The following is a 20,315-nucleotide window of genomic DNA, read 5'->3' as shown; positions in this document are numbered from 1 at the left end:
CCTGATCGGGTCGAGAAGCCGATCTGCGTTCGCGGTGATCAAGTTCCGCTCCCAAGGTAGGGCCTGCGAACCCAGGGAGGAGGACCGTGACCGGACCGGGACCGCGCGTGCCTGCCCACCGGGCGCCCCGCCACCGCGGGGTGCCCGGCGACGTGCTGCCCGACGCCGTCGTCGTGGCCGGTCTCGGCGGCGCCATCGGGTACGCGGCCCTGCAGCAGGGCGGGTTCTACGCGCCGCAGCTCGCGACGGTCGCGGCGCTGGTCGGGCTCGCCGCGCTCGGCCGCGCGTGCCACCTGCGCCGACGGGTGCCGTCCGCGGTCGTCGTGGCCGCGGCGGCCATGCTGGCGTTCGCCGCGTGGGTGGCCGTGCGCGCCGCATCGGTGCAGGTCGCGGCCGCGCCGGTCACCGTGGCAGCGGTGACGGCGCTGGCGCTGGTCTGCGCGGCCGGGCTGCCGAGCCCCCACCGGCAGGCCCTGCTGGCCGTGGTGCTGGCGGTCGCCGTCATCGTCGCAGCGTCGTGCTGGGTCGGGGTGGCGTTCCACGTCGAACCGCTGGCGCTCACGTCGAGCGGCCTGTGGCGGGGCGCGTCCACCCTGACCTACGCGAACGCCACGGCGGCCTTCCTCGTGGTCGCGCTGCTGGTCGCGGTCGCCGCACTGCCCGACGGCACGGTCCGCGTCGCCGTGGTCGCGGTGCTGGCACTGGGCCTCGTCTCGACGATGAGCCGGGCGGGCGCGATCGGGTTGGTCGTCGCAGCAGGCGCGCTGGTGCTGCGCGCACCGCATCGCCCGCTGCGGCTGGGCGGGCTCGTGTCGGCGGTCCCGGCCGTGGCCGTTGCCGGCGCCGGACTGCTGCCGTCGCTGCCGGTCGACGACCCACCGCATCCCTGGCTCGCCGGCGCCGGCCTGGTGGCCGGGGCCGCGGTGCTCGCGTACGGGCGCCGGATGCGGCCCCGGCACCTGCTCGCCGGCCTCCTGCTCGGCGTTGCGGTGGCCGCCGCGATCGTCGCGTTCGTCCCCGCCGCCCGCACGGCCGCCGCCGGGATCGTCGAGACCCGGCTGACCCTCGAATCGGCGGAGCGCGCCGACCTGACCCGCGTCACCGAGGCCCAGTTCCGCACCGCGCCCTGGACCGGCATCGGGCCGGGCGAGCTCGACCTGCGCTACGTCGACCACACCGGCACCCGCGTCCGCGCCTTCTTCACCCACGACGAGTACCTGCAGACCGCCACGGAGAACGGCCTGGTCGGGCTCGCGTTCGTGGGCACCGCGATGGTCGCGCTCGCCGTTGCCGGGCTGCGCGCGCGGAGCGTCGCCGGCGCCGCGGCCACCGCGGCCGTGGCCGGTTTCGCGGCGCACAGCGCCTTCGACTTCCTGTGGCACATCCCGGTGCTGCCCCTGCAGCTCGCCGTCACCACAGCCGTGTTGCTCACCCATGCACCGCTGCGCTCCGAGAGGGTGTTGCACTCCGATGGAGCGCTGCGGTCGAACAGAGAGGACGTTCCATGACCACGCACCGACGTTTCGTCATCGTGGAGGCCGGGCTGGTGCTCCTGCTGGCCGTCGGGCTCGCCCTGACGGGCGGGATCGCGAACGCGCTGACGCCGACGGTCGGGGAGCAGAGCGCCCCCGTCGGCGACCAGAGCGCTCCCGTCGGCGAGCAGAGCGCCCCGGCGGCGGACCCGGGCACCGACTGATCGTCGGCCGCGGGGAGGATGGCGGTGATGACCGGACCAGCCGATCCCGCCGCCGACCTCGCCGCATTCGTCACCGCGTCCCCGTCGCCGTACCACGCGGTGGCCGAGGGTGTGCGCCGGCTCGAGGCGGCCGGTTTCACCGAGCACCTCGAGACCGATCCGTGGCCCGACGGGCCCGGCGGCCGCTACCTGGTGCGCGACGGGACGCTGCTCGCCTGGTCCGCGCCTGACGGAGGCGCGGCCGGGCGGCCGCTGCGGGTGTTCGCGGCGCACACCGACTCACCGACGCTCAAGGTCAAGCCGCAGCCCGACACGGGCGCGGGTGGCTGGCGGCAGGTCGCCATGGAGGTCTACGGCGGGGCGCTGTGGAACTCCTGGCTGGACCGTGACCTGGGGCTCGCCGGCCGCCTGGTGCGCTACGACGGCAGCACCGTGCTGGTCGACGTGCACCGGCCGCTCCTGCGCGTCCCGCAGCTGGCCATCCACCTGGACCGGCAGGTCAACCAGGGCCTCACGCTGGACCCGCAGCAGCACCTGCTGCCGATCTGGGGGCTCGGCGCGCCCGGCGCGGGCGACCTGCTTGAGTTCCTGGCCAGCGAGGTCGCCGACCTCGACCCCGACGACGTGGCGGCGCACGACCTCGTCGTCCACCCCGTCGAGCCGCCGGCGCTGCTGGGCGAGGAGGAGGAGTTCCTCGCGGCGCCCCGGCTGGACAACCTCGCCTCCGTGCAGGCAGGCATCGGTGCCCTGCTCGACGCCGCACAGCAGGCCGAGACGATCCCGGTCTTCGTCGGCTTCGACCACGAGGAGATCGGCAGCGCGTCGGCCACCGGCGCGGAGGGCCCGCTGCTGGAGAACGTGCTGACGGCGCTGGCCGGCGGGTTCGACGCCCGGGCACGGGTGTTCGCGGCCGCGCGCTGCCTGTCCGTCGACGTGACCCACGCCGCCCACCCGAACTACCTGGAGCGCCACGACCCCGGCCACCGCGCGCTGCCCAACCAGGGCCCGGCCCTGAAGGTGAACGCGATCCAGCGCTACGCCACGGACGCCCCCGGTGCCGCGGCATGGCAGCGCGCCTGCCGGACCGCGGACGTGCCCACGCAGGTGTTCGTCGCGAAGAACACCGTGCCGTGCGGGTCGACGGTCGGGCCGTTGCTGTCGACCCGGATCGGCATCCGCACGGTCGACGTCGGCATCCCGGTGCTGTCCATGCACTCGGCCCGCGAGCTGTGCGGCGTGGCCGACCCCGCGTTCCTGCGCGCCGCCGCAGCGGCGTTCCTCAGCGATCCGGCGTAGAAGCGCGCAGCACCAGCTGGACGCAGTGCCGGACGAGCCGTTCCCTCGGCACGACGAGGCTGCCGTCCAGCGCGGCACCGAACAGCTGCGCCAGCGCGCCGACCAGCCCGATCGCGGTCATCCGGCGCTCGACGTCGTCGGCGTCGGGCGGCAGCTGCTCGCTGATGAGCGCGCGGAACGCGGGGAGTGCGGCGGTGCCGCGGTGCATCAGCGCGGGGTCGGTGAGCGGAGCGAGCAGCAGCGCCCGACCCACCCGCGGATCGTCCAGGACCAGCTCGACGAACGCCGCGACGGCGGCCTCGACCAGCGCCGACACGTCCCCGGTCGCCGATGCGACGGCGCCGGCCAACGCGGCGTGCGCGCGCTCGGTCACCTCGTCGTACACCGCCGCGACCAGCGCGTCGCGGTCGCGGAAGTTCTCGTAGAAGTACCGCTCGGTGAGCCGGGCGCGCCGGCACACGGCCCGCACGCCGACCGCGGGGCCGCCCTCGGCGCCGAGCAGGTCGAGCCCGGCGTCGAGCAGCGCGCGGCGCCGCGCGGACTGCCGATCGGCCAGCGTGCTGCCCGACCACTGTCGTTCGGCCACGCCGTAGCTTACGAGCGCCCGGCAGCTGAGGGTCCGGGCACGAACCCTCAACTGCCGGGCCCTCTATACTGACAACGCCCGTAGTCAGTTCGCGGAACGGAGTCGGCGATGCCTCTCGGACCGAGTTCTCTCAGCTGGCGCTACGGCGGCGACCTTCGCACGTACTTCGTCGCGCTGTGGGCCGGGTCGATGCAGAACATGCATCCGCAGCTCGGCGCGGCGGTCGAGCAGCACTCGAAGTTCTTCGCCGAGCGCTGGCAGCGGCTCAACCGCTCGCTCTACCCCATCGACGGCATGGTCTACGACGGCGACCGGGCCACCGAGACCGCCCGCGAGGTGCGCGGGTACCACGCCGACATCAGCGGTGTCGATCGCAACGGCAACCGCTACCACGCCCTGGATCCCGACACGTTCTTCTGGGCGCACTCCACCTTCTACATGGGCCTCGTCCTCGCCGCCGACGTGTTCATGGGCGGCCTCGACGAGGGTCAACGGGCCCGCATGTACGACGAGTACATCGAGCTCTACCGCCAGTACGGCATGAGCATGCGCCCCGTCCCGGCGACCTACGCCGAGTTCCTCGCGTACTGGGAGCACATGTGCGCCGAGGTGCTGGAGGACAACAAGGCCACCCGCGACGTGCTCGACCTGGACGAGCTGGCCAAGCCGCCGGTGCTGCCGTGGCTCCCCGACCCCGTCTGGCGCCTGGCGCGGTTCCCGGTCGCCCGCGGGTACCGCTGGATCACCGTGGGCCTCTACCCGCCGGCTGTGCGCGAGCGGCTGGGTTTCACGTGGAACTCACGCGACGAGCGGCTGCTGCGGATCCTCGGCCGGGTCGTCCACATCGCGTGGCACCTGGTGCCGCCGGCACTGCGCTACCGCCCGCGAGCGCGCGCCGGGTGGCGGCGCGCACAGGGCCTCGACGCGGCCGACGCACCGCTCGTGCACACCCCGGCGCGCAACCTGCCGCCCCTCGACGAGCGCGACGACCCGCGGCACTACCAGGGTGCTCGCGTCATTCCGCCGGCAACGACTCCGGCAGCTCGAACGCCGCGAACAGCGACGGGTCGATGAACGCGGTGACGGCGGCGATCCGCTCGCCGTCGAGCGTGAGCACGTCGAGCACCTTCCCCTCGTACCGGCCGGTCTCCTCCGAGCGGATGTAGCACCCGACGGCGAGCTGGCCGTTGGCCCGCGTGGGCACGTGCTTCCACGTGACGCGGTGCGGGCCCCGGGCCAGGAAGCCGCTGATCTGCTCCGCGCCGCGGAACCACGAGGTGAGCGGCGGCATGCTCCACGTGGCGTCCTCGGTGAGCAGCGCGAGGATCGCCGAGGTGTCGCGGCGCTCCAGCGCGTCGGCGTACTTCCCGACCAGCTCGCCGAGCTTCGCGTCGCCCAACGCCCGCAGCGTCTGCTGCTGGCTGCGCTCCGGCACCTTCTCGTCGATGATCCTGCGCGCACGCTGCAGCGCGCTGTTGACCGAGGCCGTGGACGTCTCCATGACGTCGGCGATCTCCCGCGCCGAGAAGCCGAGCACCTCGAACAGCACGAGCGCGGCGCGCTGGTTGCCCGGCAGGTGCTGCAGCGCGGCGACGAACGCCAGCTCCACGCCCTCCCGCTGCTCGTAGCGGGCGTGCGGCGCGGCCCGCCCGTCCTCGACCAGGACGTCCGGGAACGGTTCCAGCCAGTCGATCTCCGTGGCCGGCGGGTCGAGCGGGCTGCCCGCGCCCGCCGACCCGAAGTCGACGGGCAGCGCGCGCCGGCCCCGCCGCTCGATCGCCGTGAGGCAGACGTTCGTGCTGATCTTGTAGAGCCACGCGCGGACCGAGCTGCGCTCCTCGAACCCGCCCAGGCTGCGCCACGCACGCACCAGCGCGTCCTGCAGCGCGTCCTCGGCGTCGTGCACCGAGCCCAGCATGCGGTAGCAGTGCACCTGCAGCTCGCGCCGGTACGGCTCGACGATGCGGGCGAACGCGTCGTCGTCACCCTCGCGGGCGCGCGCCAGCTCCACCGCAGAGACCTCGGACGACGCAGAACGGGTCACGCCCGCGATTGTGCCGCGGGACACCGACAGTTCCGCTCAGGAATCGCTGAACCGCACCATGAGGTAGACCAGGAGCCCCGCGAACACGGCCGCGACCGCGGCGATCATCGCCGCACTGCCGGGGTAGTCGGCGAAGGACGACCAGCCCATGAGGTTGCGGCAGTCGGACATGAACGGCGCGAACGTCGCGTCGCAGGTCGCCGGGTACGAGAGCAGCTCCGCCACCCCGCCCGTGATGATCGCGCTGATCACAGCGCCGAGCAGGCCTCCGGCCGTGCGCGGCCGGTCCGGCGGCACGACCGGCTGAGGACCCGTCGGCTCGTCGGAGACGGTGTCCTGCGGGCCCGTGGGGGCGTCGGGATCGTCATAGGTCACGTCACTGCTCATCCCACCCGGCTCCTGTGCTCGGACACGATGTCGATCGGGCCGCATCCCCGACGGTACGGCCACGGAGGGCCGGCACATAGTCGCTGACGTGGGGGTTCATCGCCAACACCTGTCGCTCACCGTGATCGTTTCACTACTACTCGATCGAGCGGTGCCACGATCGGTGGATGACGGCGTACGTGATCTCCGATGTCGTGGGACTGGATCCCGAGCTGGTGGCGCAGTACCGCGCGCTCGCCAGCGCCTCCATCGCGCAGTACGGCGGGCAGTACCGCACCCGCGTCGGCAGCGCGATCGACCACGTCGAGGGCGACTGGACCCCGCAGAACATCGTCATCGTCGAGTTCCCGTCGATGGCGCGGGCCCGCGAGTGGTACGCCTCGGCGGAGTACGCCCAGGCGCTGGAGGTGCGGCGCACGGCGCTGCGGCGCAACCTGATCTTCGTCGAGGGATCCGACTGAAGGGCGGGTTCAGTCCTCCCCGGCCACGTCGGGGAACGTCAGTCCCTCCTGCACCGCGAAGACGACGAGCTGGGCGCGGTCGCGGGCCGCGAGCTTGACCATCGCCCGGCTGACGTGGGTGCGCACCGTGTCGGGGCTCAGCACCAGCTCGCGGGCGATCTCGTCGTTCGACCGGCCGGTGGCCACCCAGGCGACCATCTCGCGCTCGCGGGCCGTCAGGGAGTCCCACGCCGCCCGCGGCGGGCTCGCCACGGCGAGGTGCCGACCGAACATCCCGACCACCCGTCGTGTCACCGACGGGGAGAGCAGCGCCTCGCCGGCCGCGACGACCCGCACGGCGTGGACCAGCTCGGCCGGGACGTTGCTCTTGAGCAGGAACCCGCTGGCGCCGGCCTGCAGCGCCGCCACGACGTAGCGGTCGATCTCGAACGTCGTCACGACGATCACCCTGGTGCCGCCCAGTGCCGGGTCGGCGGCGATCGCGCGGAGCACGCCGAGCCCGTCGAGGCCGGGCATCTGCAGGTCCAGGAGCAGCACGTCGGGCCGGGCGCTGCGCACCAGCGCGAGCGCCGACTCGCCGTTCGCGGCCTCCCCGACGAGGTCGAGGTCGTCCTCGCGGGTGACGAGCACGCGCAGGCCCATGCGGACGAGCTCGTCGTCGTCGGCGAGGGCGACGCTGATCATCGATCGACTCCTGTCGCGGGGATCGTGGCGGTCACCTGGTAGCCGCCGCCGGTCCGATCGCCCGCGGCGAACGTGCCTCGCAGCTGCTCGACCCGCTCGCGCAGCCCGCGCAGCCCACGTCCGGGCTGCTCGGCGGCGCCGTGCCCGCGGTCGCGGACCGCCACCGTGACGTCGTGCTCCCCGTACTCGACGACGACCTCGGCGGCCGTCGGCCCGGCGTGGCGAACGACGTTGGTGAGCGCCTCCTGCACCAGCCGGTAGACCGTGGCGGAGACCTGCTGGTCCACGGCGCGCGGGTCGCCGGTGACGGCCAGCTCGACGGGCACGCCGCTGGCCCGCACGCGATCGACCAGGTCGGGCAGGTCGCGCGCGTCCGGGGCGTCGGCGTGCAGGGTGTCCAGCACGGCCTGCAGCTCGCGCAGCGCCTGCTGGCTGGACGACCGGATCGCTTCGAGGGAGATCCTGGCCTGTCCCGGGTCTTCGTCGAACACGGTCAGTGCCACCCCGGCCTGCATGGCGACGACGGCGAACCCGTGCCCCGCGACGTCGTGCACCTCCCGCGCGACCCGCAGCCGTTCCTGGTCGGCGCCGCGCGCGAGCAGCTCTGCCCGTTCCCGCGCCGCCGCCTCGACCCGCGTCCTGACCAGCGCTCCGGCCAGCGCCGGGACGGCGACGAACACCCCGGGCCAGGCCACCAGGATGGCGGCGGTCGCGGTGGGGTTCGTCGCGTCGAGCTGCGTCCACAGCGCGGCGGCCAGCACGATCGCGGCCGCAGCGCAGGTGGCCGCGGCCACCCGGCTGCCGCAGTGCCGCGCGACGGCGAAGCAGGCCACCACGACCAGCAACATGATCGGCCCGTACGGCAGCCCGGCCAGCACGTGCCCGGCGACGACGGCGACCACCACCGCCGCGGAGACCACCGGCGCGACCCGGTGCCACGCCCACGCACCCGCCGCGACCAGCACCGCGGCCATGGTCACGGGCCCGAGCACGCCGGCCGGCTGGAAGTAGGCCACGAGCGCGCTGCCGGCCAGCACCGCGGCGGCGAGCGCCGCGGCCAGCACCACGTCCCGGCGCGACGGCAGCAGCACCCGGCGGCCGTGCCCGGACCGGAGGTTCATACCGGCGGAGCGTAGGCCGGGCCAGGGAGGTTGCGGTGATCAAGGGCAAAAGGTCGTGGTTGAAGATCAACTGACGACCTCTTGCCCTTGATCACCGCACCACCCGCCGGGACCTACGCAGATCCGCGTACTCCAACGCCTCCGCCGAGCGGACGACCGCGCGCCTCGACCGTCCCAGGATCGACGCATGCGATCAGCGACGCGAACCGGCACCCGCTCGGCGTGGACCCTGCTCGGGCTCGGGCTGGTCGTCGGATCGACCGCGATCTACCCGTACGTGCGGCTGGACAGCACGGCCGGCCGGCTGGCGGTGTCCGACGAGCTGCACTACGCGCTGCTCGTCGGGCACGTCTTCACCGCCATGGTGGCGCTGGTGCTCGGGCCGCTGCAGTTCGTGCCCGCGATCCGGGCGCACCGCCGCTGGCACCGCCGGATCGGCCGCGTCTACGTGGCGGCGGTCGTCCTGGCGGGCGTGCTGGCGATCCCGGTCGCGCTGCTCTCCGATCGGCTGCTGACGCAGGTCGGGCTCACGATCCCGGCCGTCGGCTGGCTCGTGACGGCGGGGCTGGCGGTGCGCGCGATCCGGCGCGGCGACGTCGAGGCGCACCGGTCGTGGATGACCCGCAACTACGCGCTCACCTTCCTCGCGGTCACCGCACGGCTGCTGGTGCCGCTGATGCTCCTCGCCGTCCTCCCGTTCACCGGCGGGAGCCTCGCGGCGCTCGCCGGCGCGATCCCGTCCGCGATCCCGGCCGGGCAGGTCCTCGGCTGGGTGATCGACCTCGCCGTCGCCGAAGCCCTCATCCGGCGGCGACGTGCCCGTCACCGCAATCCCGTCCCGATGAAGGAGTTGTCATGAAGCTGTCCCTGACCGACCCGCTGCGCCGCACCACCGTCGTCGCCTTCGTGCTGTCGGCCCTCGGCATCCCCGTCCAGATCCTGGGCGGATGGAACTACCCGCCGATCCCGCCGGGGATGATCATCACGCTGGTCGGCGGGCTCGTCGCGGTGCTCGCCTACCGATGGGCGCCCGCGGTCAGCCTGCTGGCCGGCGCGTTCATCCTCTTCGGGTTCTTCGCGTCCGGCGACGTCAGCCACCTGGCCGGCACCGAGAACGTCCTGGTCACGATCGGGAAGTGGCTCCAGTTCGGCACGATCGTGATCGGCGTGGTGGCGGCTGTCGCATCGCTGGTGCGCCCGCCCGTGCGGGCGGTCAGCGCCTGACCGTGAAGTGCAGGTGCAGCACGCGGTCGCCCTGGACGATCCGGTCGGGATCGTCCAGGAGCACCGTGCCGGCGTGGCTGCCGAAGAACCGCACGCCCTCGCCGAACACCACCGGCACCATGTCCATCGCCACCTCGTCCACCATCCCGGCGGCGAACGCCTGCCCGCCCACGTCACCCGCGGTGACGGCGACGAGCCCGTCCTCGCCGGCGATCTCCTTCGCGCGCGCGATGCCGGCCTCGACGGAGTCGGCCGTGTGGAACGGCGCGTCCGGGTGCTCGGCGAGCCACTCGTCCGGCAGCGGGCGGTGCGTGACGACGACGAGTTCCTTGCCCGCAGCCGGCTTGCCGTCCCAGCCGTTCGTGGTGTCGAACAGGTCGCGGCCGATCACGGTGACGTCGATGGCGTCCCAGAACGGCTGCGCGTAGTCGGCCGACGCCTGCGAGACGCTGAACTTCCAGTCGCTCGGCCTGGCGATCAGCTCCGTGTCGCCGTTGAAGTACCAGTCGAAGAGCGGTCCGACCGAGTCGTCGGGGTAGGCGATGAAGCCGTCCACCGACACGACCGCCTGGATGATGACCCTGGCCATCACGTCTCCTATCGCTCGTGGGTGCGCAGCCAGGCGGCGTAGTCCGCCACGGTGCGCTCGACATCGAACTCCGGCCGGAAGCCGGTGTCCTCACGCAGGCGCGTGATGTCGAGGTGGTTGCCGGGCGGCCGATCGGGGTTGCGGCCGGCCGGCAGCGCGAGATCCGAGTCCGGGACGGCGGCGTTGATCGCTGCGACGACGTCGCCGTAGCTGACCGGCTCGCCGCTGGACACGTTGTAGATGCCGTGGTTCAACCGCTCCGCCGTCATGAGCAGCGCGATTGCCCGGCCGCAGTCCTTCACGTAGCACAGGTCCGTGACGTCCTCGGCGAACGCGGCCGGCCGGGGTGGGGTGAGATCGGGATCCACACCCCGGACGGCCGCGCTGATCAGGCGCGGCAGCGGCGTGAACGGGTTGTCGGTCACGCCGAGCGGCCCCCACACCGTGCCGATACGGAGGCTCACCGCCTCGAACCCGGCGCTCTCTCCGACCAGCGCTGCGAACAGCTCGGCGGTCCGCTTCAGCACCGGGATCTGGTGGGCCGCCACCACGGGCAGCGGCAGGTCCTCGCGCAGCGGGCACTCGGCCACCCCGAGGTACGCGGCGATCGTGCTGGCGACCGAGAACCGGCGCACCCCCCACGCCCGCGCCGCGTCGAGTGCGTTGAGCAGGCCGCGGGTGTCGGCGCGCAGGTACTCGACGGGATCGGGCAGGTCGTAGGGAGCGGCCGCGAGGTGCACGATGCCCGTGATCTCGTGCCGCTTGCCGATGTCGAGGAACGCCGCCCCATCCGCGGTGTCCAGCGGCTCGACGACCACCCGGCCGTCGGGCTCGTCGGCGAGGAACTCGGGCAGCCTGCTCGACGAGTGCGCGGTCAGCACCACGGATTCGCCCAGGTCGAGCAGGGCCCGTGCAGTGTGCGAGCCGATGGAACCGAGGCCGCCGGTCACGAGGATCATGGTCGCGACGCTAGGCCGGGGCGCGTCGCCGTTCTTGAACGAAACGGTCGTCCCGCGGCGGCCGCGGAGGACCGAGCACGACCGGGAACTCATCCACGGGAGGGCGGCGCCACGTCCCGAAGGAGCTGCTCGGCGGCCGCGGCGTGGAACCGCAACGCGCACGGCCACCTCTCACCAGGAAGCCCGGTACCAGGCTTGGTGCAGGCACGGCACCACCTGTGTCCGTCGTCCACGTGCGCCTCCAACAAGCGCTTCACCATGTCCGGGTGTCGCGACAACGCGGCTGCGAACGTGTTCACCCGTGCCCCCGGTACGGCCAGTGCTGCGGGGTGGACCGACATCGCGCCGGTCGCCTGGATCTGCGCCGACCGAGGAGCCACCGAACCGGACCTTTCGTCACGTTCACCCCGGTAGCGTGGGGCAGGCACACCCGCACGACCGAGGTTGAGCGTCTACCCGCCGTCTACAGACCCCGAGGGGCCGAAGTGGTGTCCGATGGTGCGCGGCTCCGTGCCGCACGGGAGGCCGTGGGTCTGAGCCTGTCCGAGCTGGCTCGCCGGACGCACTACTCGAAGGCGATGCTGGGCCACCTGGAGACAGGACGGCGGACCATCCTGCCCGAGCACCTCGCGGCGTACTCCCGAGCTCTCGGCGACCTACCCGACCAGATGGCCGTCGAGACCCCGGCCGAACTGGAGGCGTTGGAGCTGTCGCGCCGCGTTGCAGCCTCCGATGTCGGTGATGCCACCCTGAACGGCCTTGAAGCGGCGGTGGACGACCTGGCGTCGAGCTACGCGACGTCGCTCCCGGCGGACCTGCTGGAGCAGACTCGCCAGCACCTCCGGTACGTCGGGCGGCTGCTGGGTGCCCGGATGACCCTTGCCGAGCATCGGCGCCTGCTGATCGCCGGTGGCTGGCTCGCGCTGCTCGCCGGAACGCTGGCCGTCGACCTCGAACACCAGCGGACGGCACGGGCGTATCTGGGGTCGGCCCGGTCTATCGCGGCGGAGGCCGAGCACTCCGAGATCATCGCGTGGACGTTCGAGACCGAAGCATGGCGGACGCTGACGCTCGGCGAATACGCCGAAGCACTCCGACTGTCCCGAACCGCTCAGTCGGTCGCGCCCGCCGGATCGTCGGCACGGATCCAGGCAACAGCCCAGGAAGGCCGCGCGGCCGCACGGCTGCACGATCAGCGGGCCACCACCGCGGCAGTGGCGCGGGTCAACGCGCTGGCCGACCCGCTGACGACTCCGGACCGACCGGAGCACCACTACCGGTACGACCCGTCCAAAGCCGTCTCCTACACCGCGACAACCCTGTCGTGGGTCGGCGACCCGGCCGCTGTCGACTACGCACGCGAAGCCATCCGAAGCCTGTCCGAGGAAGGCGCACGCCCCCGACGACTCGCCACCGCTCGACTCGACCTGGCCCTGGCGTTGGTACGGCAGGACGAGATCGACGAAGCGGCCGCCTCCGCGCTGGTCGCCATGACCTCAGGGCGGGTCGTCCCCTCGAACCACTGGCGCGCCCGCGAGGTCACCGAGCGGGCCGCAGCGAAACGGGCCAGGGTCGCCGCGCAGCTCCGCGACGCGTACCGAGACATGATCGGGAACCGGGCGTGAACACGCACACCGGCCAGCGCCCCAGAGGCCTCTGACCACGTTCGTTGCGGAAGCGGAGGGATTCGAACCCCCGAGTGGTTTCCCACTGCTCGCTTTCAAGGCGAGTGCATTCGGCCGCTCTGCCACGCTTCCGCGGGCCAGCCTACCCAGGTCGGGTCGGTGTCGGACGCGTCCTGTCGATCAGCGCAACGATGCCGTATCGGGTCAGCGCGCCGAGCCGGTCCACCGCGCGCTGCGCGGGTCGATCGTGGTGGGATCACGTCGACCTGCGCGGCCCGTTCGCGCACCGACAGCGGAGGCAGTGATGCGGTTCGACGAGAACGCGGAGCTGGACACGTCGAACGTCGAGGACCTGCGTGGCGGCGGGGGCGGCGGCGGGATCGGCGGCCGGGTCGCGATCGGTGGCGGCGGCGTCAGCATCGTCGGGTTGATCATCTACTTCCTGCTGTCGCAGCTCGGTGGCGGTGGCGGCAGCTTCGCGCTGCCCGACGCCGGCAGCTTCGGCTCCGACAACAGCATCTCCGACTCCGGGCAGCTGGCGCAGAGCTGCCGGACCGGCCGGGACGCGAACTCCAACGTGGCCTGCGAGGCCGTCGGCGTGATCAACTCGCTGGACGCCTTCTGGACCGACGTGTTCGCGCGCTCGAACCGGCAGTACCAGCCCGCGCGCACCCGGTTCTTCAGCGGCAGCGTCAACACCGGGTGCGGCGGTGCCACGTCCGACACCGGCCCGTTCTACTGCCCGGCCGACAACTACATCTACATCGACCTGAGCTTCTACCAGGAGCTGGAGCAGCGCTTCGGCGCCCAGGGCGGTCCGTTCGCGCGCGCGTACGTGCTGGCCCACGAGTACGGGCACCACATCCAGGCGCTGCTCGGCACCACCGACCGGGTCCAGGCCGGCGACACCGGTCCGACCTCGGCGTCGGTGCGGCTGGAGCTGCAGGCCGACTGCTACGCGGGAGCGTGGGGCAACCACGCCACCACCGTGCCGACGAAGACCGGCAAACCGCTGATCACCGAGGTCAACGACCAGGATGTGCGGGCCGCCGTCGACACCGCGGAGAAGATCGGCGACGACTACATCCAGAGCCAGCTCGCCGGCCGCCGCGTCGACAAGAGCCAGTTCACGCACGGGTCGTCGGCGCAGCGGGAGAAGTGGTTCCGCACCGGGTTCGACTCCGGCCAGCCCGGCCGCTGCGACACGTTCGCGCGAGGCGTCAACCTCGGCTGAGCGGGCACCTCACACAGCGCGTGGCCACCTCACACAGGTTGCAACCTGTGTGAGGTGGCCGCGCGCTGTGTGACGTCGATCAGGTTGCGCCCAGCAGCTCCCGGCACGGCTCCACGCCCTCCACCTGCAACGTCCACGACGGCCGGACGAACGTGGCGGGCTCGACCAGCAGCCGGACCTGGGCGGCGGCCACCCCCTCGCGGACCTGCAGCCCGCTGCCGTCGGAGCGGTAGCCGAGCCGCCGCGACACGCCCTGGGAGCGGACGTTGTCGACGAACGCCGCCGACCGGGCCGAGCGGGCGCCGAGGTGGTCGAACGCGAACGCCAGGACGGCCGCCCGCATCTCGGTGCCGTAGCCGCGGCCCTGGTGCGCCATGCCGAGCCACGACCCCGTGCAGACCTCCCGGAGCACGGGGAACGACTGCGCCGCCAGTTCCTGCATGCCGATCACGGCGCCGCCCGCGCGGACGAGGAAGTTGACCGTCCAGCTCTCGGCCGTCAGCTCGGCGCGGCAGCGCCACTGGTACTGCAGCACGGCGCGGGCCCGGTCCGGGAAGCGTGTCCACGGCACGAGGAACGGCATCTCGTCCTCGGGGTGCACGCCGGCGTCGGCCACGGCGGCGAGCTCGAGCAGGCCCTCGTCGTCGTCGGGGCGCAGCTCCAGGCGCGGGGTGCGCAGCACCAGACCGCGCAGCGGCCAGCTCACGTCGCACCGAGCAGGTCGCGGACCGGTTCCAGGCCCTCGACCTGCAGCTTCCAGTCCGGACGGACGAACGTGTCCGGGTCGACGAGCAGCCGCACGTCGGTCGTCGCGGCGCCCTCCCGCACCACCAGCTCGGTGCCGTCGACGCGGTAGCCGAGCCGGCGCGACACCCCGTGCGAGCGCGCGTTGTCGGCGAACGCGGTCGAACGCGCGGTGCGGGCACCGAGGTAATCGAAGGCGAACGCCAGCACCGCGGCCCGCATCTGGGTGCCGTATCCGCGGCCCTGGTGCGCCAGCCCCAACCACGAACCCGTCCTGACCTCCTTGAGCACGGCGAACGACCGCGCCGACAGGCCCTGCGTGCCGACGACCTCGCCGTTCACGCGGACGAGGAAGTTCACCGTCCAGCTCTCCGGCGTCACCTCGGCACGGCAGCGCCACTGGTACTGCAGCACCGCCCGACCCCGGTCCGCAGAGCGCGTCCACGGCTGGACGAACGGCATCTCCGCCTCGGCGTGCACGCCGAGATCGGCGAGTGCGGCCAGCGCGTACAGGCCCTCGTCGTCGTCGGGTCGCAGCTCCAGCCGCGGGGTGCGCAGGACGAGCCCGTGCAGCGGCCACGGATCGGTCATGTCGGCAGGGTGCCGCAGGGCGCGGGACGTCGCGAACGATTAGCGTCCGTACCCATGCATGCGATCACGGTGGCGGATCCCGGCGGGCCCGAGGTGCTGCAGTGGACGGAGGTGCCCGACCCGGTCGCGATGCCCGGCGAGGTGGTCGTCGACGTGGTGGCGGCCGGGGTGAACCGGGCCGACATCCTGCAGCGGCAGGGGTTCTACCCGCCGCCGCCCGGCGCGTCCGACGTGATCGGCCTGGAGTGCGCCGGGCGGATCTCGGCCGTCGGCGACGGCGTCGAGGACTGGCAGGTCGGCGACGAGGTGTGCGCGCTGCTCGCGGGCGGCGGCTACGCGGAGAAGGTGGCCGTGCCGGCCGCGCAGCTGCTTCCGGTGCCGGCCGGGGTGGACCTGGTGACCGCGGCCGGGCTGCCCGAGGTGGCCGCCACCGTGTGGTCCAACGTGATCGACATGGGCCGGCTGCAGCCGGGCGAGACGTTCCTCGTGCAGGGCGGCACGAGCGGCATCGGCACGCACGCGATCCAGCTGGCCAAGGCGTACGGGGCGCGCGTCGCTGCGACCGCGGGTGCGCCGGAGCGGCTGGAGCGCTGCCGCGAGCTGGGCGCCGACATCGCCATCGACTACCACGACGACATCGCGGCCGAGCTGAAGAAGGCCACCGACGGCCACGGCGCCGACGTCATCCTCGACAACATGGGAGCGAAAGCGCTGGCCGGCAACATCGCGGCGCTCGCGCCCGACGGCCGACTGATGATCATCGGCTTCCAGGGCGGCACGAAGACCGAGGTCAACCTCGCGGCCCTGATGGCGAAGCGGGCCAGCGTCACCGCGCTGGGGTTGCGGGCCCGCCCGGTCGAGGGCCCGTACGGCAAGCGCCGGGTCGTGTCCGGGGTGCGCACGCTCACCTGGCCGCTCGTCGAGGAGGGACGGGTACGGCCCGTCGTCGCGGGTACGTTCCCGCTGCCCGAGGCGGCCAAGGCGCACGCCACGCTGGAGGCCGGCGGGGTCGTGGGCAAGCTGATCCTCACTGCGCCCTGAGAGATACGGTGGAAGCATGAGTGTGCCTGCAGACAACGACGGCGAACACCAGGTCATGGTCGTCGGACCCGATGGCCGTCCGGTCGGCATGGCGTCGGTCCCCAAGGACGGGGAGGACGGCGAGCAGGGGGTGGGTTCGATGGTCGAGCAGCCCGCGAAGGTCATGCGGATCGGCACCATGATCAAGCAGCTCCTGGAGGAGGTGCGCGCCGCACCGCTGGACGAGGCGTCCCGCGCGCGCCTGAAGGAGATCCACGAGAACTCCATCAAGGAGCTCGAGGACGGCCTGGCGCCGGAGCTGCGCGAGGAGCTGGACCGGCTCGCCCTGCCCTTCACCGAGAACGGCACCCCGTCGGACGCCGAGCTGCGGATCGCGCAGGCGCAGCTGGTCGGCTGGCTGGAGGGCCTGTTCCACGGCATCCAGACCGCCCTGTTCGCGCAGCAGATGGCGGCGCGGGCACAGCTGGAGCAGATGCGCCGCGGGCTGCCCCCGGGATCGATCCCGCAGGGCGCCGAAGGGGGCATCGGGCGCGGCACGGGCCAGTACCTCTAGCAGGTAGCGGCTCCCGTACCCTCGCACGGTGGCACACGCGGTGACGGACGACGAGCGGGCGCCCGACCGGGTCGTGATCGTCGACGACCCGGGCCCGCGGTCGTGGCGGAAGGCGTTCGCCGACCTCGGGTCGGGCTGGACGCAACGCCCGCTGTGGGGCTACCTGGGCTGGCAGGACATCAAGCAGCGCTACCGCCGTTCGGTGCTCGGGCCGCTGTGGATCTCGATCAGCATGGCCGTCATCGCGACGGCGATGGGCATCCTGTACGGCGCGCTGTTCGGCGAGGACATCGCCACGTTCCTGCCGTACGTGGCCACCGGCCTGCTGATCTGGAACTTCGTCCAGGGCTGCATCCTCGAGGGCAGCGAGGTCTTCATCGCCAACGAGGGCCTGATCAAGTTCCTGCCGGCTCCGCTGTCGCTGCACGTCTACCGCCTGGTGTGGCGGCAGACGCTGTTCTTCCTGCACAACGTGATCATCTGGGTGATCCTGATGGTCGTCTTCCCGCATCCGCTGTCGTGGACGCTGCTGCTGGCGATCCCCGCGTTCGCGCTCCTGGTGCTCAACGGCGCGTGGATCTCGATCCTCTCGGGCATCCTCGCCACCCGCTTCCGGGACATCCCGCCGATCATCGCGAGCCTGACGCAGCTGGTGTTCTTCATGACGCCGATCGTGTGGCAGTACGACACGCTGCTGAAGAACCCGCACGTCGCCGAGCGCGCCCGCATCGCCGAGATCAACCCGGTGATGCACTTCGTGGAGATCCTGCGGCAGCCGATGCTCGGCCAGCCGATTGTGTGGCACCACTGGATCGTCGTCGGCGCCATCTCCGTCGTCGGCTGCGCGACGGCACTGGTGGCGCTGCGCAACTACCGCTCCCGCGTCGCGTACTGGGTCTGAGGCACATATGGTCAGCATCGACATCGAGGGCGCCGCGGTCGACTTCCCGATCTTCGACGCCAAGACCCGCTCGCTGAAGAAGGCCGTACTCGGCCGGGCGGGCGGGAACATCGGCACCGGTTCGAAGGTGCCGATCATCGAGGCCCTGCGCGACATCACGGTGTCGCTGCGCAAGGGCGACCGGGTGGCGCTCGTCGGCCACAACGGTGCCGGCAAGACGACGCTGCTGCGGCTCATGTCGGGCATCTACGAGCCCACCCGCGGCCGCGCCCAGGTCGTCGGCAAGGTGGCGCCGATCTTCGACCTCGCGGTCGGCATGGACCCGGAGATCTCCGGGCTGGAGAACATCCTGATCCGCGGCCTGTTCCTCGGCATGACGCGGAAGCAGATGGAGTCGCGGGTCGACGACATCGCGGAGTTCACCGAGCTCGGCGACTACCTGTCGATGCCGCTGCGCACCTACTCCACCGGCATGCGGGTGCGGCTCGCGCTGGGCGTCGTCACCAGCATCGATCCCGAGATCCTGCTGCTCGACGAGGGCATCGGCGCCGTCGACTCGGAGTTCCTGCACAAGGCCCGCAACCGCCTGTTCGAGCTGGTCGAGCGCTCCGGCATGCTCGTGTTCGCCTCGCACTCCGACGAGTTCCTCGCCGACCTGTGCGACACCGCGATCTGGATGGAGCACGGCACCATCAAGGAGCACGGCCCGCTGCGCGAGGTGCTGCACCACTACAAGGGCCGCGACGTGCTGGCCGAGATGGGCCGATGAGCGAGCTTGCGAGCGAATCATCGGCACAGCGCCACGCGCAGCGCCGACCGAGCGCCGGCGAGGGAGTGCGGTGAGCCCCCTCCCGCCCGGGTCCGTGGTGGCCGTCGTCGTCACCCGGCACCGGCCGGAGCTGCTCCACGAGTCGCTCGCCGCCATGGCGAAGCAGACCCACCCGATCGCGCACCTCGTCGTCGTCGACAACGGGCCGGACCGGCCGGCCCGCGAGGTCGTCGAGTCGTGCGGGCTCCCGGCCACGTACCTGCCGTCGTGGCACAACCTGGGCGGCGCCGGCGGGTTCGCGCTGGGCATCCTGCACGCGCTCGCGCTGGGCGCCGACTGGGTGTGGCTCGGCGACGACGACGGCCGCGCCGAGAACGAGTCCGTGCTGGGCACGCTGGTGGAGCTGGCGCAGCGGCGGGGGCTGGCCGCGGTGTCGCCCGTCGTCGCCGACCTGGCCGAACCCGACCGGCTCGCGTTCGCCGTCCGGCAGGGCTTGACGTGGCACCGCTCCCGGCGGGCGCTGGCGGCGAGCCCGGGCGCGGACCCCGAGCTGCTGCCCGGCATCGCCGCCCTGTTCAACGGCGCGCTGTTCAGCGCGGCCGCACTGGACGCGGTCGGGGTGCCTGACCTGCGCCTGTTCGTGCGCGGCGACGAGGTGGAGATGCACCGCAGGCTCGTGCGGTCCGGGCTGCCGTTCGGCACCGCGCTCGGGGCCGCGTACCTGCATCCCCAGGGCGACAGCGACCACAAGCCGATGCTCGGCGGGCGCCTGCACGCCTTCGACCCCGACGACGCGACGAAGCGCTACTACCAGTTCCGCAACCGCGGCTACCTGGTCGCGCAGCCGGGCATGCGGACCGTCGGCCTGCTGGATCTGCCCCGGTTCGCCTGGTACTACCTGGTCACGAAGCGCCGGCCGGGCGAGTTCGTGCAGTGGCTGCGGCTCATGCGGCAGGGCCGGCGCGAGCGGTTCACCCGCAGCTCCTGAGCTCGATCCGCACGCCTGGTGCGATGCCGAACCGGGCCGCGCCACCCTGCACCAGCTCCAGCGCGTGCCGGAAGGTGTGCGGGGGAAGGTGCCCGCGATAGCGGGGGCGCTCCTCGTCGGGCACGGGGTGCAGCTCGACGAGCGAGCCGACGATCCCCGACGCGTGCAGGAATGCCACGTCGAGCGACATCCGCATGCCGGTCATCGATACCGGGGTACGGGTGTCGGCGGGGAATGTGAAGAGCATTCCGGCGTGCATCCCGAGGTCATCGGGGCATGCCTCGGAGAGGCCCAGTCGATGCTGGTCGAGCGTCTCCGCGACCAGCACCGGAATGACCGCATGCGAGCGCCCGGAAATGTGCACGCGCAATCGCATGGATCGGAATGTCCTGAACCGCTCCGCCGGCTGCGGTGGCGCTCGCACGGCCGTCACACCCCTCGATCGTCGATGGTCGGCGGGTGGGGCGCATCGATCGGACAGCCCCCCACCTGCAGTTGTAGCACGCCGGTCAGTCCCTGCCAAGGGGTTGTCGGATTGTTGAACAATCGGTACCGTCGGCCCGGCACGGCCATGGAATACCGACCGAGAGGAAGTCCCTCATGTCCAACACGGTGACGCTGGAAGACTTCGACATCGAGCTGGAGATCGACCTGGAGATCCTGTCCGACGACACGACGCGGGTCACGGCACAGTTCAGCGAACTTTGCAGCATCACGACCTCGGACTGGGTCTGCAAGAACTGCTGATCACCGATGAGCAGGCCGGATGAGAATGGCGGACGCGACACGACCCGCGGGGCGAACCCCTTCCGCTCCGCGGAC

Annotated in this window: 25 protein-coding genes and 1 tRNA gene; 15 read left to right on the top strand and 11 right to left on the bottom strand. The window is 72.4% G+C overall.

Annotated elements, in window-relative coordinates; genetic code table 11:
* The first annotated feature begins 86 nt into the window (after positions 1 to 86).
* The 3 genes from ACQEVB_RS08200 to ACQEVB_RS08190 are packed head-to-tail and all read left to right on the top strand — an operon-like array spanning position 87 to position 2,992.
* Positions 87 to 1,508, top strand: a complete 1,422-nt coding sequence (locus ACQEVB_RS08200) for an O-antigen ligase family protein (RefSeq protein WP_432967042.1) — start codon at positions 87 to 89, stop codon at positions 1,506 to 1,508.
* On the top strand, positions 1,505 to 1,696 hold the full coding sequence (locus ACQEVB_RS08195) for a hypothetical protein (protein WP_432967040.1): 192 nt from the start codon (positions 1,505 to 1,507) through the stop codon (positions 1,694 to 1,696). Before ACQEVB_RS08200 ends, ACQEVB_RS08195 begins: the two co-directional genes overlap by 4 nt.
* Positions 1,697 to 1,723: 27 nt before the next feature.
* On the top strand, positions 1,724 to 2,992 hold the full coding sequence (locus ACQEVB_RS08190) for a M18 family aminopeptidase (protein ID WP_432967038.1): 1,269 nt from the start codon (positions 1,724 to 1,726) through the stop codon (positions 2,990 to 2,992).
* Here the strand turns inward: ACQEVB_RS08190 and ACQEVB_RS08185 are convergent.
* Complete coding sequence (locus ACQEVB_RS08185; RefSeq protein WP_432967036.1) at positions 2,976 to 3,578, bottom strand: TetR/AcrR family transcriptional regulator; 603 nt, start codon at positions 3,576 to 3,578, stop codon at positions 2,976 to 2,978. The two genes, ACQEVB_RS08190 and ACQEVB_RS08185, sit on opposite strands and share 17 nt — an antisense overlap.
* 108 nt (positions 3,579 to 3,686) lie before the next feature.
* Here ACQEVB_RS08185 and ACQEVB_RS08180 point away from each other — a divergent pair, with 108 nt between their 5' ends.
* A complete protein-coding gene (locus ACQEVB_RS08180) occupies positions 3,687 to 4,652 on the top strand; it encodes an oxygenase MpaB family protein (protein WP_432967034.1) in 966 nt (321 codons plus the stop codon).
* On the opposite strand, the gene ACQEVB_RS08175 is transcribed toward ACQEVB_RS08180, so the two are convergent.
* Positions 4,594 to 5,622, bottom strand: a complete 1,029-nt coding sequence (locus ACQEVB_RS08175) for a sigma-70 family RNA polymerase sigma factor (protein WP_432967032.1) — start codon at positions 5,620 to 5,622, stop codon at positions 4,594 to 4,596. The genes ACQEVB_RS08180 and ACQEVB_RS08175 overlap by 59 nt on opposite strands.
* 36 nt (positions 5,623 to 5,658) lie before the next feature.
* Positions 5,659 to 6,009, bottom strand: coding sequence for a hypothetical protein (locus ACQEVB_RS08170; RefSeq protein ID WP_432967031.1), 351 nt, complete (start codon positions 6,007 to 6,009; stop codon positions 5,659 to 5,661).
* A gap of 167 nt (positions 6,010 to 6,176) precedes the next feature.
* On the opposite strand from ACQEVB_RS08170, the gene ACQEVB_RS08165 reads away from it, so the two are divergent.
* Positions 6,177 to 6,470, top strand: coding sequence for a DUF1330 domain-containing protein (locus ACQEVB_RS08165; protein ID WP_432967029.1), 294 nt, complete (start codon positions 6,177 to 6,179; stop codon positions 6,468 to 6,470).
* A 9-nt stretch (positions 6,471 to 6,479) separates the two neighbouring features.
* On the opposite strand, the gene ACQEVB_RS08160 is transcribed toward ACQEVB_RS08165, so the two are convergent.
* Both ACQEVB_RS08160 and ACQEVB_RS08155 read right to left on the bottom strand, forming a co-directional pair.
* Entirely contained in the window at positions 6,480 to 7,154 is a 675-nt protein-coding gene (locus ACQEVB_RS08160) for a response regulator (protein ID WP_432967027.1), read from the bottom strand.
* Positions 7,151 to 8,275 carry a sensor histidine kinase gene (locus ACQEVB_RS08155; RefSeq protein ID WP_432967025.1) on the bottom strand — a complete coding sequence of 375 codons (1,125 nt, stop codon included), beginning with the start codon at positions 8,273 to 8,275 and terminating at the stop codon, positions 7,151 to 7,153. Before ACQEVB_RS08155 ends, ACQEVB_RS08160 begins: the two co-directional genes overlap by 4 nt.
* 187 nt (positions 8,276 to 8,462) lie before the next feature.
* Between ACQEVB_RS08155 and ACQEVB_RS08150 the strand changes: the two genes are divergently transcribed.
* The gene (locus tag ACQEVB_RS08150; protein WP_432967024.1) at positions 8,463 to 9,134 is read left to right on the top strand and encodes a DUF2306 domain-containing protein; all 672 of its coding nucleotides are present in this window, start codon (positions 8,463 to 8,465) and stop codon (positions 9,132 to 9,134) included.
* On the top strand, positions 9,131 to 9,499 hold the full coding sequence (locus ACQEVB_RS08145) for a hypothetical protein (protein WP_432967022.1): 369 nt from the start codon (positions 9,131 to 9,133) through the stop codon (positions 9,497 to 9,499). Before ACQEVB_RS08150 ends, ACQEVB_RS08145 begins: the two co-directional genes overlap by 4 nt.
* Here the strand turns inward: ACQEVB_RS08145 and ACQEVB_RS08140 are convergent.
* Both ACQEVB_RS08140 and ACQEVB_RS08135 read right to left on the bottom strand, forming a co-directional pair.
* Entirely contained in the window at positions 9,489 to 10,088 is a 600-nt protein-coding gene (locus tag ACQEVB_RS08140; RefSeq protein ID WP_432967020.1) for a dihydrofolate reductase family protein, read from the bottom strand. The two genes, ACQEVB_RS08145 and ACQEVB_RS08140, sit on opposite strands and share 11 nt — an antisense overlap.
* A gap of 8 nt (positions 10,089 to 10,096) precedes the next feature.
* Positions 10,097 to 11,047: an NAD-dependent epimerase/dehydratase family protein gene (locus ACQEVB_RS08135; protein ID WP_432967018.1), complete on the bottom strand. Its 951-nt coding sequence runs from the start codon at positions 11,045 to 11,047 to the stop codon at positions 10,097 to 10,099.
* Positions 11,048 to 11,532: 485 nt separating this feature from the next.
* Between ACQEVB_RS08135 and ACQEVB_RS08130 the strand changes: the two genes are divergently transcribed.
* Positions 11,533 to 12,672 carry a helix-turn-helix domain-containing protein gene (locus ACQEVB_RS08130; RefSeq protein WP_432980227.1) on the top strand — a complete coding sequence of 380 codons (1,140 nt, stop codon included), beginning with the start codon at positions 11,533 to 11,535 and terminating at the stop codon, positions 12,670 to 12,672.
* A gap of 47 nt (positions 12,673 to 12,719) precedes the next feature.
* Here ACQEVB_RS08130 and ACQEVB_RS08125 read toward each other — a convergent pair.
* Positions 12,720 to 12,804, bottom strand: a tRNA-Ser gene (locus ACQEVB_RS08125).
* 172 nt (positions 12,805 to 12,976) lie between these two features.
* Between ACQEVB_RS08125 and ypfJ the strand changes: the two genes are divergently transcribed.
* A complete protein-coding gene (gene ypfJ / locus ACQEVB_RS08120) occupies positions 12,977 to 13,906 on the top strand; it encodes a KPN_02809 family neutral zinc metallopeptidase (RefSeq protein WP_432967016.1) in 930 nt (309 codons plus the stop codon).
* A gap of 79 nt (positions 13,907 to 13,985) precedes the next feature.
* On the opposite strand, the gene ACQEVB_RS08115 is transcribed toward ypfJ, so the two are convergent.
* Together ACQEVB_RS08115 and ACQEVB_RS08110 are read right to left on the bottom strand one after the other, a co-directional pair.
* Positions 13,986 to 14,612 (bottom strand): GNAT family N-acetyltransferase, encoded by a 627-nt coding sequence (locus ACQEVB_RS08115; RefSeq protein WP_432967014.1) that lies wholly within the window; start codon positions 14,610 to 14,612, stop codon positions 13,986 to 13,988.
* A complete protein-coding gene (locus ACQEVB_RS08110; RefSeq protein WP_432967012.1) occupies positions 14,609 to 15,241 on the bottom strand; it encodes a GNAT family N-acetyltransferase in 633 nt (210 codons plus the stop codon). Before ACQEVB_RS08110 ends, ACQEVB_RS08115 begins: the two co-directional genes overlap by 4 nt.
* Before the next feature lie 54 nt (positions 15,242 to 15,295).
* Between ACQEVB_RS08110 and ACQEVB_RS08105 the strand changes: the two genes are divergently transcribed.
* The 5 genes from ACQEVB_RS08105 to glfT1 all read left to right on the top strand — a co-directional run bounded on the left by ACQEVB_RS08105 (position 15,296) and on the right by glfT1 (position 19,493).
* A complete protein-coding gene (locus ACQEVB_RS08105; protein ID WP_432967010.1) occupies positions 15,296 to 16,282 on the top strand; it encodes an NAD(P)H-quinone oxidoreductase in 987 nt (328 codons plus the stop codon).
* 16 nt (positions 16,283 to 16,298) lie between these two features.
* Positions 16,299 to 16,835, top strand: a complete 537-nt coding sequence (locus tag ACQEVB_RS08100; RefSeq protein WP_432967008.1) for a bacterial proteasome activator family protein — start codon at positions 16,299 to 16,301, stop codon at positions 16,833 to 16,835.
* Between the two features lie 28 nt (positions 16,836 to 16,863).
* Positions 16,864 to 17,736, top strand: coding sequence for a galactan export ABC transporter permease subunit Wzm/RfbD (gene wzm, locus ACQEVB_RS08095; protein WP_432967006.1), 873 nt, complete (start codon positions 16,864 to 16,866; stop codon positions 17,734 to 17,736).
* Positions 17,737 to 17,743: 7 nt separating this feature from the next.
* Entirely contained in the window at positions 17,744 to 18,505 is a 762-nt protein-coding gene (gene wzt, locus ACQEVB_RS08090) for a galactan export ABC transporter ATP-binding subunit Wzt/RfbE (RefSeq protein WP_432967004.1), read from the top strand.
* A 70-nt stretch (positions 18,506 to 18,575) separates the two neighbouring features.
* Positions 18,576 to 19,493 (top strand): galactofuranosyltransferase GlfT1, encoded by a 918-nt coding sequence (gene glfT1, locus ACQEVB_RS08085; RefSeq protein ID WP_432967002.1) that lies wholly within the window; start codon positions 18,576 to 18,578, stop codon positions 19,491 to 19,493.
* On the opposite strand, the gene ACQEVB_RS08080 is transcribed toward glfT1, so the two are convergent.
* Entirely contained in the window at positions 19,477 to 19,926 is a 450-nt protein-coding gene (locus ACQEVB_RS08080) for a DUF192 domain-containing protein (RefSeq protein WP_432967000.1), read from the bottom strand. The genes glfT1 and ACQEVB_RS08080 overlap by 17 nt on opposite strands.
* Positions 19,927 to 20,093: 167 nt before the next feature.
* On the opposite strand from ACQEVB_RS08080, the gene ACQEVB_RS08075 reads away from it, so the two are divergent.
* The gene (locus tag ACQEVB_RS08075) at positions 20,094 to 20,240 is read left to right on the top strand and encodes a hypothetical protein (protein WP_432966998.1); all 147 of its coding nucleotides are present in this window, start codon (positions 20,094 to 20,096) and stop codon (positions 20,238 to 20,240) included.
* The last annotated feature ends 75 nt before the right edge of the window (positions 20,241 to 20,315 follow it).

Source organism: Pseudonocardia sp. CA-107938 (assembly GCF_050936315.1).
Taxonomy (GTDB): domain Bacteria; phylum Actinomycetota; class Actinomycetes; order Mycobacteriales; family Pseudonocardiaceae; genus Pseudonocardia.
Note: the sequence above shows the minus strand (reverse complement) of the source record. Positions and strands in the feature narration are given on the sequence as shown.

Bases quoted from the DNA above. Each gene is read 5' to 3' on its own strand.
- ACQEVB_RS08195 (WP_432967040.1), top strand. From the start codon at position 1,505: ATGACCACGCACCGACGTTTCGTCATCGTGGAGGCCGGGCTGGTGCTC.
- ACQEVB_RS08190 (WP_432967038.1), top strand. From the start codon at position 1,724: ATGACCGGACCAGCCGATCCCGCCGCCGACCTCGCCGCATTCGTCACC.
- ACQEVB_RS08180 (WP_432967034.1), top strand. From the start codon at position 3,687: ATGCCTCTCGGACCGAGTTCTCTCAGCTGGCGCTACGGCGGCGACCTT.
- ACQEVB_RS08170 (WP_432967031.1), bottom strand. From the start codon at position 6,009: ATGAGCAGTGACGTGACCTATGACGATCCCGACGCCCCCACGGGCCCG.
- ACQEVB_RS08165 (WP_432967029.1), top strand. From the start codon at position 6,177: ATGACGGCGTACGTGATCTCCGATGTCGTGGGACTGGATCCCGAGCTG.
- ACQEVB_RS08160 (WP_432967027.1), bottom strand. From the start codon at position 7,154: ATGATCAGCGTCGCCCTCGCCGACGACGACGAGCTCGTCCGCATGGGC.
- ACQEVB_RS08155 (WP_432967025.1), bottom strand. From the start codon at position 8,275: ATGAACCTCCGGTCCGGGCACGGCCGCCGGGTGCTGCTGCCGTCGCGC.
- ACQEVB_RS08150 (WP_432967024.1), top strand. From the start codon at position 8,463: ATGCGATCAGCGACGCGAACCGGCACCCGCTCGGCGTGGACCCTGCTC.
- ACQEVB_RS08145 (WP_432967022.1), top strand. From the start codon at position 9,131: ATGAAGCTGTCCCTGACCGACCCGCTGCGCCGCACCACCGTCGTCGCC.
- ACQEVB_RS08140 (WP_432967020.1), bottom strand. From the start codon at position 10,088: ATGGCCAGGGTCATCATCCAGGCGGTCGTGTCGGTGGACGGCTTCATC.
- ACQEVB_RS08135 (WP_432967018.1), bottom strand. From the start codon at position 11,047: ATGATCCTCGTGACCGGCGGCCTCGGTTCCATCGGCTCGCACACTGCA.
- ypfJ (WP_432967016.1), top strand. From the start codon at position 12,977: ATGCGGTTCGACGAGAACGCGGAGCTGGACACGTCGAACGTCGAGGAC.
- ACQEVB_RS08110 (WP_432967012.1), bottom strand. From the start codon at position 15,241: ATGACCGATCCGTGGCCGCTGCACGGGCTCGTCCTGCGCACCCCGCGG.
- ACQEVB_RS08105 (WP_432967010.1), top strand. From the start codon at position 15,296: ATGCATGCGATCACGGTGGCGGATCCCGGCGGGCCCGAGGTGCTGCAG.
- ACQEVB_RS08100 (WP_432967008.1), top strand. From the start codon at position 16,299: ATGAGTGTGCCTGCAGACAACGACGGCGAACACCAGGTCATGGTCGTC.
- wzt (WP_432967004.1), top strand. From the start codon at position 17,744: ATGGTCAGCATCGACATCGAGGGCGCCGCGGTCGACTTCCCGATCTTC.
- ACQEVB_RS08075 (WP_432966998.1), top strand. From the start codon at position 20,094: ATGTCCAACACGGTGACGCTGGAAGACTTCGACATCGAGCTGGAGATC.